Annotated in this window: 15 protein-coding genes and 2 tRNA genes; 6 read left to right on the forward strand and 11 right to left on the reverse strand. The window is 68.6% G+C overall.

Going from position 1 to position 12,604, the window contains the following annotated elements:
* Positions 1 to 4: 4 nt before the first annotated feature.
* The 8 genes from ABT304_RS03180 to ABT304_RS03215 form a co-directional block, all read right to left on the reverse strand.
* Positions 5 to 220 carry a helix-turn-helix transcriptional regulator gene (locus tag ABT304_RS03180; protein WP_350713305.1) on the reverse strand — a complete coding sequence of 72 codons (216 nt, stop codon included), beginning with the start codon at positions 218 to 220 and terminating at the stop codon, positions 5 to 7.
* Positions 221 to 469: 249 nt separating this feature from the next.
* Positions 470 to 545, reverse strand: a tRNA-Ala gene (locus ABT304_RS03185).
* A gap of 54 nt (positions 546 to 599) precedes the next feature.
* Positions 600 to 1,409 carry a divisome protein SepX/GlpR gene (gene sepX, locus ABT304_RS03190; RefSeq protein WP_350713306.1) on the reverse strand — a complete coding sequence of 270 codons (810 nt, stop codon included), beginning with the start codon at positions 1,407 to 1,409 and terminating at the stop codon, positions 600 to 602.
* 100 nt (positions 1,410 to 1,509) lie between these two features.
* The gene (locus ABT304_RS03195; protein WP_350713307.1) at positions 1,510 to 2,109 is read right to left on the reverse strand and encodes a GNAT family N-acetyltransferase; all 600 of its coding nucleotides are present in this window, start codon (positions 2,107 to 2,109) and stop codon (positions 1,510 to 1,512) included.
* Positions 2,106 to 2,585, reverse strand: a complete 480-nt coding sequence (locus tag ABT304_RS03200; protein WP_350713308.1) for a MogA/MoaB family molybdenum cofactor biosynthesis protein — start codon at positions 2,583 to 2,585, stop codon at positions 2,106 to 2,108. The genes ABT304_RS03195 and ABT304_RS03200 overlap by 4 nt, the downstream gene beginning before the upstream one ends.
* A complete protein-coding gene (gene moaC, locus ABT304_RS03205; protein ID WP_350713309.1) occupies positions 2,582 to 3,052 on the reverse strand; it encodes a cyclic pyranopterin monophosphate synthase MoaC in 471 nt (156 codons plus the stop codon). Before moaC ends, ABT304_RS03200 begins: the two co-directional genes overlap by 4 nt.
* Positions 3,052 to 4,260: a molybdotransferase-like divisome protein Glp gene (gene glp / locus ABT304_RS03210; RefSeq protein ID WP_350713310.1), complete on the reverse strand. Its 1,209-nt coding sequence runs from the start codon at positions 4,258 to 4,260 to the stop codon at positions 3,052 to 3,054. Before glp ends, moaC begins: the two co-directional genes overlap by 1 nt.
* A gap of 74 nt (positions 4,261 to 4,334) precedes the next feature.
* Positions 4,335 to 5,711: a UTP--glucose-1-phosphate uridylyltransferase gene (locus tag ABT304_RS03215; protein ID WP_350713311.1), complete on the reverse strand. Its 1,377-nt coding sequence runs from the start codon at positions 5,709 to 5,711 to the stop codon at positions 4,335 to 4,337.
* Between the two features lie 77 nt (positions 5,712 to 5,788).
* Between ABT304_RS03215 and ABT304_RS03220 the strand changes: the two genes are divergently transcribed.
* The 4 genes from ABT304_RS03220 to ABT304_RS03235 all read left to right on the forward strand — a co-directional run bounded on the left by ABT304_RS03220 (position 5,789) and on the right by ABT304_RS03235 (position 7,861).
* The gene (locus tag ABT304_RS03220; RefSeq protein ID WP_350713312.1) at positions 5,789 to 6,352 is read left to right on the forward strand and encodes a 5-formyltetrahydrofolate cyclo-ligase; all 564 of its coding nucleotides are present in this window, start codon (positions 5,789 to 5,791) and stop codon (positions 6,350 to 6,352) included.
* A 59-nt stretch (positions 6,353 to 6,411) separates the two neighbouring features.
* On the forward strand, positions 6,412 to 6,681 hold the full coding sequence (locus ABT304_RS03225; RefSeq protein ID WP_160025529.1) for an FmdB family zinc ribbon protein: 270 nt from the start codon (positions 6,412 to 6,414) through the stop codon (positions 6,679 to 6,681).
* Positions 6,682 to 6,783: 102 nt separating this feature from the next.
* Positions 6,784 to 7,443, forward strand: coding sequence for an SAF domain-containing protein (locus ABT304_RS03230; RefSeq protein ID WP_350713313.1), 660 nt, complete (start codon positions 6,784 to 6,786; stop codon positions 7,441 to 7,443).
* A 67-nt stretch (positions 7,444 to 7,510) separates the two neighbouring features.
* Positions 7,511 to 7,861 carry an MscL family protein gene (locus ABT304_RS03235; RefSeq protein WP_350713314.1) on the forward strand — a complete coding sequence of 117 codons (351 nt, stop codon included), beginning with the start codon at positions 7,511 to 7,513 and terminating at the stop codon, positions 7,859 to 7,861.
* A gap of 23 nt (positions 7,862 to 7,884) precedes the next feature.
* Here ABT304_RS03235 and ABT304_RS03240 read toward each other — a convergent pair whose 3' ends face one another.
* Entirely contained in the window at positions 7,885 to 8,088 is a 204-nt protein-coding gene (locus ABT304_RS03240) for a hypothetical protein (RefSeq protein ID WP_350713315.1), read from the reverse strand.
* Positions 8,088 to 9,851 carry an LCP family protein gene (locus tag ABT304_RS03245; protein WP_350713316.1) on the reverse strand — a complete coding sequence of 588 codons (1,764 nt, stop codon included), beginning with the start codon at positions 9,849 to 9,851 and terminating at the stop codon, positions 8,088 to 8,090. Before ABT304_RS03245 ends, ABT304_RS03240 begins: the two co-directional genes overlap by 1 nt.
* A gap of 524 nt (positions 9,852 to 10,375) precedes the next feature.
* On the opposite strand from ABT304_RS03245, the gene ABT304_RS03250 reads away from it, so the two are divergent.
* Positions 10,376 to 10,451 (forward strand) — tRNA-Arg (locus ABT304_RS03250).
* Between the two features lie 30 nt (positions 10,452 to 10,481).
* Here the strand turns inward: ABT304_RS03250 and ABT304_RS03255 are convergent.
* On the reverse strand, positions 10,482 to 11,660 hold the full coding sequence (locus ABT304_RS03255) for a saccharopine dehydrogenase family protein (protein WP_350713317.1): 1,179 nt from the start codon (positions 11,658 to 11,660) through the stop codon (positions 10,482 to 10,484).
* Positions 11,661 to 11,836: 176 nt separating this feature from the next.
* Between ABT304_RS03255 and ABT304_RS03260 the strand changes: the two genes are divergently transcribed.
* A complete protein-coding gene (locus ABT304_RS03260; RefSeq protein ID WP_350713318.1) occupies positions 11,837 to 12,598 on the forward strand; it encodes a LuxR C-terminal-related transcriptional regulator in 762 nt (253 codons plus the stop codon).
* Positions 12,599 to 12,604 lie beyond the last annotated feature (6 nt).

The following is a 12,604-nucleotide window of genomic DNA, read 5'->3' on the forward strand; positions in this document are numbered from 1 at the left end:
CCTGTCACCCTGCCTCGGCATCGGGGCGGTGACGTCGGGCGTCCTCCGCCTCCAGGCTCGCCAGCCAGGCCTCGATCTCGCCCGCCCGGAACCGGAGCTCGCGGCCGACCCGGAAGCCCCGCGGGCCGCGGCCTTGCGAGCGCAGGTCGTAGAGCGTCTGGATCGGGACGTGGAGATGGGCGCAGAGCTCGGAGAGGGTGACCACCTGACCGAGTGGCACTGCCGTGTCTGGGCGTGAGGGGTTCGCGTGGCTATTGGAGTTGGCTGCGGTGCTGGGAGTGTTCTCGTGGGTGTCCATGCACCCCAAGGCGCCGAGCCTGCCGCGAGTGGCCGAGACGGCCCGAGGAACCTCGACCATGCCGTCGGGTGCGGAGCGGTAGTTTCGCTGAATTCGCGGAGTAAACGCGGAGCGGGCATCTGTTCATCCTTGGTTCTGGATGACGGATGCCCGCTCTGACCTGGTATTTCTTGGTGGAGCTGAGGGGATTCGAACCCCTGGCCTTCTCATTGCGAACGAGACGCGCTACCAACTGCGCCACAGCCCCAAGCGATGAGAAACGTTAGCACCTCGTCGCGGGTGTTACCCAATCAGTATGGCCTCAGGAGCCCGTGGCGCGACCACGGGCCTCCTCGGCGGCCTCGGCCGCGGCACGCTCGGCCTCCTCGGCCTGGCGGACGAGCTCGGAGTCGGCGGCGTTACGGCCCGAGCTCCATACGCCGGTGGCGTCGAGGTCGATGGTGCGGACGGTGCGGCGCGGCGCGGCCTCCTTGGAGACGTACGTCGGCAGCGGTGTCTCCACCGGCTTCCAGGCACCCGCGGGGAGGTGCTCGCCGGTGTCGTCGTGCTCGACGACGGCCACCAGGTCGCCGGTGTCCTGGTCGATGTCGAAGGTGACCCGAGGCGGGGCGACCGGCTCGGGCTCGGGGATGTCCTCGGGGAACGGGATCCGTGCCCAGACCTCACGCTGGTGGCGCACGCTGAGCCGGCAGGTGACCAGCCAGGCGACGACCAGGCCGGCCGGGATGGCGATCCACACCGGGCCGAAGACCCCGAAACCAGCGAGCGCGCCGACCACGGCCAAGCCGAAGACGAGCGCGCCAAGGACGATCGAGCGGCGCTTGGCCGCGGCCCGGGCCGCTCGGCGGCGTACGGCCATCGGTACGGGCCGAGGAGCAGGCTCCTCGACCTCCGCCTCAGGCTTCTTCGGCGACTTCTCGGTCACCAGGTCGGTCGAGTCCTTGCCGGTGGCTTCTCGCCGTGCGAGGATCCGGCGGGACTTGGAGATGGCGGCGCTGGCCCGGCTCTTGGTCCCGTCCTCGGCCGTCGCTGTCTGTTCGAGCGCTTTGGGCACCAAGTACACCGCCCACGCCACGGCGAGGGCGACGAAGATGAGTGCGCTCGGGTCCACGTTAAGAAGCGTAGGAGCCATTACCAGCCCGTAGGCGGACGTGCAGTGGTGTGTCGCGTGTGACTTGTGTGATTTCAGCAGGACACGCCGAGTCAATGCCTCATTCAGGTGACAAACCGAGCCTGGCCAGCATTCCTTGGTGACATTCTTCAACCGTTATCGCGAAGATACGGTGATCTCGCCAGGCACCGTCGATATGCAGAAATCGGGGCGCATATCCGATCTCGTTGATGCCCAGTTTCTCCACGACGCGGAGCGAGTTCGAGTTCTCCGGGCGGATGCAGATCTCGATCCGGTGCAGCCGCGCGGCGGTGAAACAGTGGTCGATGACCAGCGCCACCGCCAGCGGCATGACGCCGCGTCCAGCGAAGCGCTGGTCGATCCAGTAGCCGATCGAGGCGAACTGCGCGGAGCCCCGCACGATGTTGTTGACCGTGACCTGACCAGCGAAAACACCGTCGACATCGATCGCGAACGGGTAGGTCACTCCACGCCTGGCCTGACGCCGAAGACGACGTACGAGGCTCGCGAACGTCGTGGGCCGCGCGCTCGATCCCGGGGGAACGGTGGCGTCCCACTGGTGCAGCCAGGCCGCCGAGCGGCGGCGCGCCTCGGTCCATGCCTTGGCGTCGGTGCGGTCGAGTGGGCGTAGGGTCACCGAGCCGTGAGAGAGGACGGCGGGCCAGCCTGGATCGGTCACTGATGGTCGCTTCCCACACTCTGTTCCACGGCGTGGGGCAGCACCGGACGAAGGACCTCGATCGCATCCTTCACGCCACCCCGGGACCCGGGAAGGTTCACCACCACGCACGCTCCGATCTGACCGGCCAGACCGCGGGACAGTAGCGCCGTCGGGATCCCCTTGGCCACTCCGGCCGCCCGGATGCCCTCGGCGATGCCGGGGATCTCACGATCGAGCAGCGGGCCGGTGACCTCGGGGGTGCGGTCGGTGGGGGTCAGCCCCGTGCCGCCGGTGGTCAGGACGACCCGCGCTCCCTCCTCGGCCGCGCGAGCGATCGCCTCGCCGACCGGGTCTCCGTCACGTACGACCTCGGGAGGGCCGACCACGAAACCGAGCTCTTCCAGAAAGGTGACCAGGAGGGGGCCGGTGGTGTCCTCGTAGACACCCGCCGAGGCGCGATTGGAGGCGACGACGACCGTCGCTTTGAGGCTCATCGCTGGAACGTACCCGACTTTCCACCGGTCTTCGTCTCGACGCGGACATCGGTGATGACCGCCCGCTTGTCGACGGCCTTGATCATGTCGACCACGGTGAGGCCGGCGACGGCGACCGCCGTCAGCGCCTCCATCTCGACACCGGTGCGGTCGGTGGTCTTCACGGTCGCGGTGATCTCGACGGCGTCGTCGGCGACGCTCAGCTCGACCTTGACGCCCGAGACCGCGAGCGGGTGGCACAGCGGGATCAGGTCGGGGGTCTTCTTGGCGCCCATGATCCCCGCGATGCGGGCGACGGCGAGCGCGTCGCCCTTGGGTACGCCCTCGCCGCGGAGCAGCTCGATGACCTCCGGTGCGACCAGCACGCGCCCGGACGCGGTCGCCGTACGAGCCGTGACCGCCTTCTCGGAGACGTCGACCATCCGAGCCGCGCCGGTCTCGTCGACGTGGGTCAACCTGTCAGCCATCAGAACTCCACATCCAGCTCGATCACGTCCACCTCGGCGTCCTTGTCCAGCGAGGTCGTCTCCGGCGGGATGACGATCAGGCAGTTGGCGCCGGCGAGGTCCCCGATCAGGTGAGACCCCGGGCCGCCGATGGGCGAGACGCCGGCGCGGGAGCCGTCGTACCAACCGCGGAGGTACTGCTCCTTGCCCTTCGGCGAGCGCACCGGATGGGTCAGGGCGGCGCGGCGTACGGGCCTGGCCTCGGGGGTCATGCCCATCAGCCGGCGCAGCGCCGGGAGCACGAAGAGCTCGAAGGAGACGAAGGAGGAGACCGGGTTGCCGGGGAGGCACAGGACCGGCACCCGCTCCTCGCCGATCCGGCCGAATCCCTGGGGCTTGCCCGGCTGCATGCTCACGGGGCCGAACCAGACGCCCTCCGGCGTCAGCGCCTCCTTGACCACGTCGTAGTCGCCCATCGAGACGCCGCCGGAGGTGACCACCAGGTCGGCGCGGACGAGCTGGTCGGAGAGCGCGGTCATGAACGCCCGCGGCTCGTCGGGCACGATCCCGACGCGGTACGCGATCGCGCCGGCCTTGCGTGCGGCGGCGGCAAGCAGGAAGGAGTTGCCGTCGTAGATCGAGTCGTGGCCCAGGCTCTCACCGGGCTCGCGCAGCTCGGTGCCGGTCGAGAGCACCACGACCCGGGGCCGCGGACGCACCGCGACCTGCGCGCGGCCCACGGAGGCGATCAGGCCCAGGTGGCGTGGGCCGAGGACCGTGCCCGCAGGGATGAGCAGGTCGCCCTTGGCGACGTCCTCGCCCGCGTAGCGGACGTGCTGCGCCTCTTCGGGGCTCTGCCGGATCTCGACCTCGGCGACGCCGCGGTCGGTCCACTCGTACGGCACGACCGTGTCGGCACCCGTCGGCAGCGGAGCGCCCGTCATGATCTTCGCCACCGCGCCGGGCGGGAGCGCCAGCAGCGAGGCCTGCCCGGCACCGATCTCACCGAGCACCGGCAACCGCACCGGCGCCTCGGCGGAGGCCGTCGCGACATCGGCGTAGCGGACCGCGTAGCCGTCCATCGAGGAGTTGTCGAAGCCCGGCAGGGCGACCTCGGCATGGATGTCCTCCGCCACCGCCAGCCCGAGGCAGTCCATCAGGGGCTGCGGGTAGGCCGGCATCGGCTCGAGGTCAGCCAGGATTCGGTTGCGGTACTCGGCGGGGGTCACACGACGAGCCTAGTCGTCACCGCCGATGGTCGAGCCGCCGGAGCCGCAAGGTGAAGCCGTGTCGACCAACGGGGTCAGTCGGAGAGGACGGTGGCGGGCGCGACGCGTTCGGCGTTGGCGCCGTCGAGCGAGACCGCGCCGATGACCTGGACGCCCTTGCCGAAGGTCCAGTCGCCGTTGACGGTGAGCGAGGACGCCTTGCGCAGCGACGGAGCACCCTCGGGGAAGCGCTCGTCGAAGTTCGCGACGTACTTGTAGTAGTCGCCGTCCAGGTCGATGAACGGCACCACGTCGGCGACCTGGTCGAGCACGAAGTTGTCGCCGATGTCGTAGACGTCGGAGCGGAGGACGAGGAGGTCGTTGGTCGTCTTGACCGGGACGAACCGGTCGCGGCCGACCTCGATCAGCTGCGAGCCCTCGAAGACCTCGATCGCGGCGCCCATGGCGGTCTCGATCTGGACGACCTTGGGGGTCTTCGGGTCGGCTGGGTCGACGGTCTTCTCATTGCGAATGAGCGGCAGGCCGAGGATGCCGTCGCGCTCGGAGAGGACCTTCTTGAGCGCCTTGAGGTCGAACCAGATGTTGTTGGTCGAGCAGTACTTGTGGCGGTTGAGGTCCTGCAGCGCCACCTTGTCCTCGTCAAGCGTCTGCGCGGTCTCACGGAGGATCAGGCGGCCATCGGACTTGCGGCGCGCGAAGTGACCGCCCTTGCGGTCGCTCGGGGTGCGGCGTACGGCCTCGATGGCGAAGGGGGCACCGGACTTGGCGAACCAGCCGGCGACCTTCTCGTCGGGGACGGCGCCGAGGTTGTCGGAGTTGGAGACGAAGACCCGCTCGTAGCCCTGCTCGATGAGCAGGTCGAGGAGCCCGGTGTCGAGCAGGGCGGTGTAGATGTCGCCGTGGCCCGGCGGGCACCACTCGAGCTCGGGGTCCTTGGGCCACTCGACCGGGGTCAGGTCGTCGACGAGCAGGCGCGGCTCGCGGTTCTGCAGGAACTCCAGCGGCAGACCCTCGACCGGCAGGTCCTGGTAGCGCTCGAGCGCGGCCAGGCTGTCCTCGGAGGTGCGGAAGGAGTTCATCAGCAGCAGCGGGAGGCGTACGTCGTACTTCTCGCGCATGTGCAGGATCTGGCGGGCGATCACGTCCAGGAAGCTCAGCCCCTTGCGCACGCACAGCAGCGACTTCGCGCGGTCCATGCCCATCGAGGTGCCGAGGCCACCGTTGAGCTTGATCACCGCGGTGGTCGAGATGGCGGCGTGCGCCTCCTCGTCGGTGACCACGGCGTCGCTGATCGACGGGATGTCGACCGGCTCGATGGTCTCCTCCGGGATCATCCCGGTCTCACCGTGCTCGAGCTGGCGGTAGTAATGTGCGAATGTCTGCACCGCGACGTCGTCTACGCCGGCATCGCGCATCTTCGCCATTGCCTTGGCCAAACCTGGGCTACCCATAGAGGAAAGCCTAGGCTGTCGTTGTGTCGGGTTCACACACCCCTCCGGGTTCTGATAGTCCAGCCCCCGCTGACTTCGTGGGGCGCAAGACTGCCTTACGCGACCAGTTGTTGACTACCCGGGGGCGCATCGGGCTCCCTCGGTTGGGCTCGCTCGCGCGTGCCCTGTCGCAGGTGGTCACTGATATTCCAGACGTACGCAGCGCCGGAACGGTTGCGCTCTACGTCTCGATCGGCACCGAACCGGGCACCGGACCTCTTATCGACGAGCTGGACGCGGCCGGGAAACGCATCCTGCTGCCCTGTCTACTGCCGGACAACGACCTGGACTGGGCCGCCTACGACGGAGAGCTGGTCCGAGCGCCTCGGGGGCTGCTGGAGCCCGGCGGGGAGCGGTTGGGCGTCTCCGCGATCGCCAGTGCCGACGTCGTGCTCGTCCCCGGCCTGGCCGTCGACGCCCGCGGGCATCGGATGGGGCGTGGCGGTGGATCCTACGACCGTGTCCTGGCCCGGGTGCCGGCCGGAACCTTCACCTGCGTACTTCTCTATCCGTGGGAGATCGGCGTCGCGGTGCCGGTCGAGGCCCACGACCGGGCGGTCGGAGCGGCCGCGAGCGCGGAGGGAATGCAGCGCTTCTCCTAGGCGTTCGCTAATATTGGCAGTCGCGCCCGTCGAGTGCCAGATTCTGTTCTAGGAGAAACGTGCCCACCTATCAGTACGCCTGCACCGAGTGCGGCCACGCCTTCGACCAGTTCCAGAGCTTCAGCGACGCCTCGCTGACCGAGTGCCCCGAGTGCGGCGGCAAGCTGCGCAAGGTCTTCAGCGCTGCCGGCGTCGTCTTCAAGGGCTCCGGCTTCTACCGCACCGACTCCCGGTCCGGGTCCTCCTCGTCGACGTCCTCCACGTCCTCGACGACGTCGTCCTCGAGCACCTCGTCCCCGGCGCCGGCCGCCTCCAGCTCGTCGGACTGAGACCCACCCGCGGCGGCGGGTTATCCACAGGGTCATCCACAACCTGACCTGGGCTGTGGATAGCGAGATGCGGGAATCGCGAGTGCGACTTAGCGTGCCCGCATGTTCACTCGAATCACGTCCCTGTCCCGCCGCGTACGCCGCGGGGTCCTCGCCCACCGACGCCTGCTGGCGTTCCTGCTGACCGCCTCCGCGGTCGCGATCGGCCTGTCGGCCACCAGGCCTGACCCACCCGACACCTCGACGATGGCGGTCGCCTCCCGAGATCTGCCGGTCGGCACGGTCCTCACCGCAGCCGACCTCACCGACGTCTCGACCGACCCCGCCAACGTGCCCGCCGACCTCGCCGAGGCGCCGCTCGGTGAGCGCCTGGCCGCGCCCCTGCGGCGCGGCGAGCCCGTCACCGACGTACGTCTCGTGGGGCCGGAGCTGACCGAGGGGCACCCCGACCTGGTGGCCGTCCCGGTCCGGCTCCCCGACGCGGAGATGGCCGGCCTGCTCCACGTCGGCGACGCCGTCGACCTCTACGCCACCGACCCCGCCACCGCCGAGACCGCCCGGGTCACCACCGACACGCTGATCCTCAGCCTCCCTCAAGCCGCGGAGACGAGCCGCGATGATTCCATGGCACAGGGAAAGACCGAGGGGTTTGGCGTCACGAACACTTCGGCGGGGCGTCTGGTCATCGTCGGAGTCGCCGAGAACAGCGTCGAGGACGTCACATCGGCAGGGGTGGGTGGCTACCTCACCTTTGCCTACTGACGGCCAACGCACGCCATATCCGGGGTCTCCTTCACCTCACACAATGAGCAACAGGAGAAAGCAAGACATGGACGGTTTCAAGAAGTTCCTGCTCCAGGGCGACCTGATCAAACTCGCGGTCGCCTTCATCATGGGCGGCGCGTTCGCCACAGTCGTGACCGCGACGGTCGACGTCATCATGGACCTGATCGGCAAGCTCGGCGGCACGCCCGACTTCTCGAACTACGAACCGCAGGGCATCAGCGTCGGCGCATGGCTGACCGCGGTGATCGCATTCCTCATCATGGCTGCGGTGGTCTACTTCATGATCGTGAAGCCCTATACCCACGCCAAGGAGCGCTTCTTCCCGGACCCCGAGCCGGGCGAGACCGAGATCGACATCCTCAAGCAGATCCGCGACAGCATCGCCGTTCGCTGACGCATCCGCTTCCAGGTGCCGTCTCACCCACCGTGGTGAGGCGGCACCTGCGATTTCAGCCATCGGTCCGACGCCGACTCCTCGGACTCCGCGGACGACTCCCGCTCGTCGCTGGTGGTCTCGGGAAGTACGTCACCGAAGATCCGCGCCAGCCTCTGCTTGCGCTTCCACTCCGGCTCCTCCGGTTCGTCGGGCCGCTCCGTCTCGGGTGAGGTGTCCTCAGCCATCAGCAGAGACCGGCGCGTTCGCGTGCCGCCTTCGCCTCTTCGGCGATCTGGGCGAGCTCTTCCTCGGAAGCGCCGTTGCTGGCACCACCCGAGGCGGTGTCCGACGAATCGCCGGACGCGGCCTCGTCGCTGGGTGACGTCTCCGCGGTCTCGCCGTCGGTCGCGGTGTCCTCCGGAGCTGCGTCGCCGTCGCCCGAGCTCTTGCTCTTCTTGCCCGAGGCCTCGCCTGCGTCCAAGGCTCCGGCGGCGATCTTCTTCGTCAACGGCTTGTCGTTGGCGATCGCCTTGAAGACGTTCCTTGCCTTCTCCTCATCGAGGACGACAGTGGCTTCAGGGTTCTGAGGATCGGCGACCGTGGGGATGGTGAGGAACTTGATGTTCTCCATCCCGATGCTCTGGAACCCGGCGCCGATCTGCGCCATCGTCTCGAGGTTGTCCTTGAGTCCCTCATCCATCGTCAGGCCCTTGGTCGCAGCGTTCAGGAAGCTGAGCACCTTCGTCGGACTGGACAAGGTGTCACCAGAGAGCAGCTTTGCCGCCATCGAACCGATGAAGGCCTGCTGACGTTTGGACCGATCGAGATCGCCACCGTCTCCGAGGCCGTGCCGCAAGCGCACGTAGTTGAGCGCCTGTTTGCCGGTCAGCTTCTGCTCACCGGCGTCGAAGTGAGCGCCGGTGTACTTGTCGTCGACCTCTTCAGGAATGCAGACGTCGACCCCGTCGATGGCATCGACCATGCCCTTGAAGCTCGCGAAGTCGACCACGACGAGATGGTTGACGGTGAGGTCGCATTTCTCGCCGCACATCTCGCTGGCCACGGACTCCAGCTGCTCGACCGTGCAGGTCGGACCCGCGGTCGCGTACGCAGCGTTCCACCGCACGTACTCAGCCGGGGCGGTCTTGCCGTCCTCGGTCTTGCACGAGGGTCGGTTCACCATCGTGTCTCGCGGGATCGAGACGCCGTAGGCGAACTTCCGGTTGGCGGAGAGGTGCAGCAGGATGTTGGTGTCCGAACCGCCACCGCTCTCACCATCGACGCCACACCCCTTGCAGTCGCGGCTGTCCGACCCCATCACGAGGATGTTGATCGGCTCCTTCGGGCCGACGTCAGCAGCCTTCTCGCCGAGACTGACGGTGCTGATGTTCGACCGCAGGCTGCGGTAGGTGTAGACGGTGAAGAGTCCGACGAGCAGCGCCAGCACGAGCAAGGTCGAGCTGAGCACCTGCCACACACTGACCCGCGGCTTGTCGCGGTCCTCGCGCTCGTCGTCGGGGTAGGGAGCGTACGGCTCCTGGTAGCCATCCTGGGGCGGATAGTCGTCATAGGGCTCGTCGTCGTAATCCGCCGCATACGCCGCGCCTCGGCGGCCCGGAGCGGGATAGGCCTCGTGGCGGGCCTCGTGCAGCTCATCACGCGAAGAGGTACGCCCTCGGGGCCGGTCGGCCGCGTCGGGTCGGGGCGCGACAGTGGTCGCGGCGGGGTCGTTCCAGTCGAACTCGCGCGCGGCCGGCGGGGCGAGCTGCTGGTCGGGGACCTGGGGCGCGGAAGGGGCCGGGTGTGGATCCTGGCGATACCACTCCGGCGCCGGCGCGACCGCGGTCTCCTCAGCGGAGGGAGCAGGCGCGGGCGGCGGAGGTATCCGGCGCGCAGGACGCGGGGTCTCGCGCAGCGGAGGAGCTACGGCCGTCGCGTCCGGGGCGTTCCACTCCTGAGGGGCCGGAGGAGCAGGCGCCGGTGACGGTCGCGAGGTCTCTCGGCCCAACGCCTGATAGCGCTCGGCCCGTGTCGGATCCCGCCGAACCGGTTCCGCGCGCGGCGGCTCGACGACGGGAGGCTCAGCCTGAACCGGCTCCTGGCGAGTGGGACGCGCAGCCCGACGGCCACCGCCCGATGATCCCGGCCCGGGAGGCGGCGGCGACACGAAGTCAGACTGCGGCCGCGCGGCTCGCCGGCCACCGCCGGGCTCCACCGACGGCTGGTCGGTCGGTACGTCCGCGACCCGGGCACCACGGCCGGCACGAGTCCCCCCAGACTCGTTGCTCTCAGGCTCGTCGGCGCCGTACATCCACTCGAATCCGGACACGCCGGAGCCTGAATCCGCACCCCCACGTCGGGGAGGCATGGAGGAGTCAGGCATAGATCACCGTCATTCGTCGCTGGACTTTGGGGGGATTCGGGTTGAGTCGACGGTGACTCAACCTACGCGAGCGCCACAAGTTTGGCCCCTCACCGCATCGAACCCCAAACCGTAGTATCACCTGCCACCATGGCAAGATATTCGCGAATGCCCCAGTAGCTCAGTGGATAGAGCAGCCGCCTCCTAAGCGAAAGGTCGCAAGTTCGACTCTTGCCTGGGGCACCAGTTCCAGATATTTCCCGATGACACCGCGCCTTATGAGGCGCTGTCGACGACCTCGAACCGGATCCCGGCAGCCTGCAGGCGATCCAGGAGCGCGTCGCCCATCGCGACTGCCGTGGTCACCGACCCGGAGGTCTCGGGCAGCGTGTCGAAGGCGAGGCAGAGCGCCGACTCGGCGAGCATCTTCGCCGTCTCGGTGTAGCCGGGGTCGCCTCCGGAGACCTTGGTGTGGATCTTCCGGCCGCCGGACTCGGCGACGAAGTCGACGGTGAACCACGACTTCTCGCGGCGGCCCTCGGAGGGTCCGGTGCCCTGCTTGACCCGCTCGCCGAGCTTGGCCCGCAGTGGCGGCACCTGCATCGCGAGGGCGAGGGCACCGACGCCGACCACGCCGCCGACGGCGTACCTCAGGGTCTTGGTGCCGGCGAAGTGCGAGTAGGTGAACGCGGGGCCGTAGGCCTCCAGCGCCCGCCCGGAGCGGGCGACGATGAACGGGTCGATGGTCGGCAGCGGCAGCAGCCAGTAGCCCAGGTCGCTGTCGCGGCCGAGGGACGGCTTCGCCGGTCGGGACGTACGCCCCTTCGGCCGCTCCTCGAGCGCACGGCGCTCGCGCGACGCTGCTGCCATCTCCCGGGGTCGCGACATCTGCCCCAGCGCGGAGTGGAAGGTGCCGCCGGAGAAGGTGGCGTTGGAGCGGACGACGCCCTTCATCGTCAGCGGCCCGGTGATCTCACCGTCGGCGGCGAGCTCGCGCACCGTGAAGAAGGCCCCGAGGTCGTGCGGGATCGAGTCGAACCCGCAGGCGTGCACGATCCGGGCACCGTTGGCGCGGGCGGTGGCGTCGTACTTCACGAACATCCGGTCGACGAACTCGGGTTCTCCGGTCAGGTCCACGTAGTCGGTGCCGGCCTCGGCGCAGGCCTTGACGAGCGGCTCGCCGTACTCCAGGTAGGGCCCGACGGTCGTGATCACGACGCGAGCCCGAGCCGCCAGCGCGGCCAGCGACGACGAATCGTGCACGTCGGCCTGGAGGAGCTCGACGCCAGGAGCGTCGAGGCCGTCGCGAACGGCCTCGAGCCGCGACAGGGAGCGGCCGGCGAGCGCCCATCGCAGTCCTTCGGGCGCGTTCTCCGCGAGATATCTGGCCACCAGACCGCCCGTGAATCCGGTCGCGCCGAACAGGACGATGTCGAGATCGCGAGGAGACGTCATGACCGCTACCTTTCCAGAAGCAACGAAATCCGAGACGGCACGGGTCTTTCAGTGATCAAATGTTGCATCAATAGGGGTACTCTTGAGCGGTTTCTTTCGGTGAATCAGCATTCGAGTGAGCGACCAGACACCATCCCCAACCACGAGATGAGTGAGACGAGCCTGTGGGCGACGCGGTGATCAGCGTTCTACTGGCCGACGGTCACGACGTTGTGCGTGTCGGCGTGCGTACGGTCCTGCTGCCCGAACCGGACATCGAGGTCGTGGGCGAGGCCCGCACCGCCGCCGAGGCACGGCCGCTGATCGCGACGCTCCGTCCTGACGTACTCATCCTCGACGCCCATCTGCCCGACGCCTCCGGGGTGGCGCTCTGCCGCGAGGCGCTCGCGATGAAGAGCGACATCCGCTGCATGATCCTGGCCACCGACGCCGACGACGAGGTGATGAGCCAGGCGATCATGGCCGGGGCGGCCGGTTACGTGCTCAAGCAGATCGAGGCGACGAGCCTGGTCTCCGGCGTACGCCTGGTGGCCAGCGGCCACACCCTCTTCGACCCCGAGGCGGCCGCCAAGGTGGTCCACAACGTCGAGGAACGCCGCCGGATGCACGAGGTGGTCGCCGACCTGACTCCGCAGCAGCGCCGGATCCTGGTCCTGCTCGCCGAGGGCATCTCCAACCGCCAGATCGCCGACCGCCTGGTACTGGCGGAGAAGACCGTGAAGAACCACATCACCGGTCTGCTCGCCAAGCTCGGCGTCAGCCACCGCACCCAGGCCGCCCTGATGGCGAGCCGGCTGCTCGAGGACGGCGTCGTGCCGCGGCCGGCTCCTCCGGCCGACGACGTGAGGCAGGCCAAGGGCGCCGCGCCCAACGGCGGGCCGATACCGCCGCATCCGCGCGGCCAGTCCCCCTCCCACACCCCTGGCCGATCACGCTGACCGTCG

Source organism: Nocardioides sp. NPDC000445 (assembly GCF_040300245.1).
GTDB lineage: Bacteria > Actinomycetota > Actinomycetes > Propionibacteriales > Nocardioidaceae > Nocardioides.

Bases quoted from the DNA above. Each gene is read 5' to 3' on its own strand.
- ABT304_RS03230 (WP_350713313.1), top strand. From the start codon at position 6,784: ATGTTCACTCGAATCACGTCCCTGTCCCGCCGCGTACGCCGCGGGGTC.
- ABT304_RS03215 (WP_350713311.1), bottom strand. From the start codon at position 5,711: ATGGGTAGCCCAGGTTTGGCCAAGGCAATGGCGAAGATGCGCGATGCC.
- moaC (WP_350713309.1), bottom strand. From the start codon at position 3,052: ATGGCTGACAGGTTGACCCACGTCGACGAGACCGGCGCGGCTCGGATG.
- ABT304_RS03240 (WP_350713315.1), bottom strand. From the start codon at position 8,088: ATGGCTGAGGACACCTCACCCGAGACGGAGCGGCCCGACGAACCGGAG.
- ABT304_RS03235 (WP_350713314.1), top strand. From the start codon at position 7,511: ATGGACGGTTTCAAGAAGTTCCTGCTCCAGGGCGACCTGATCAAACTC.
- ABT304_RS03255 (WP_350713317.1), bottom strand. From the start codon at position 11,660: ATGACGTCTCCTCGCGATCTCGACATCGTCCTGTTCGGCGCGACCGGA.
- ABT304_RS03200 (WP_350713308.1), bottom strand. From the start codon at position 2,585: ATGAGCCTCAAAGCGACGGTCGTCGTCGCCTCCAATCGCGCCTCGGCG.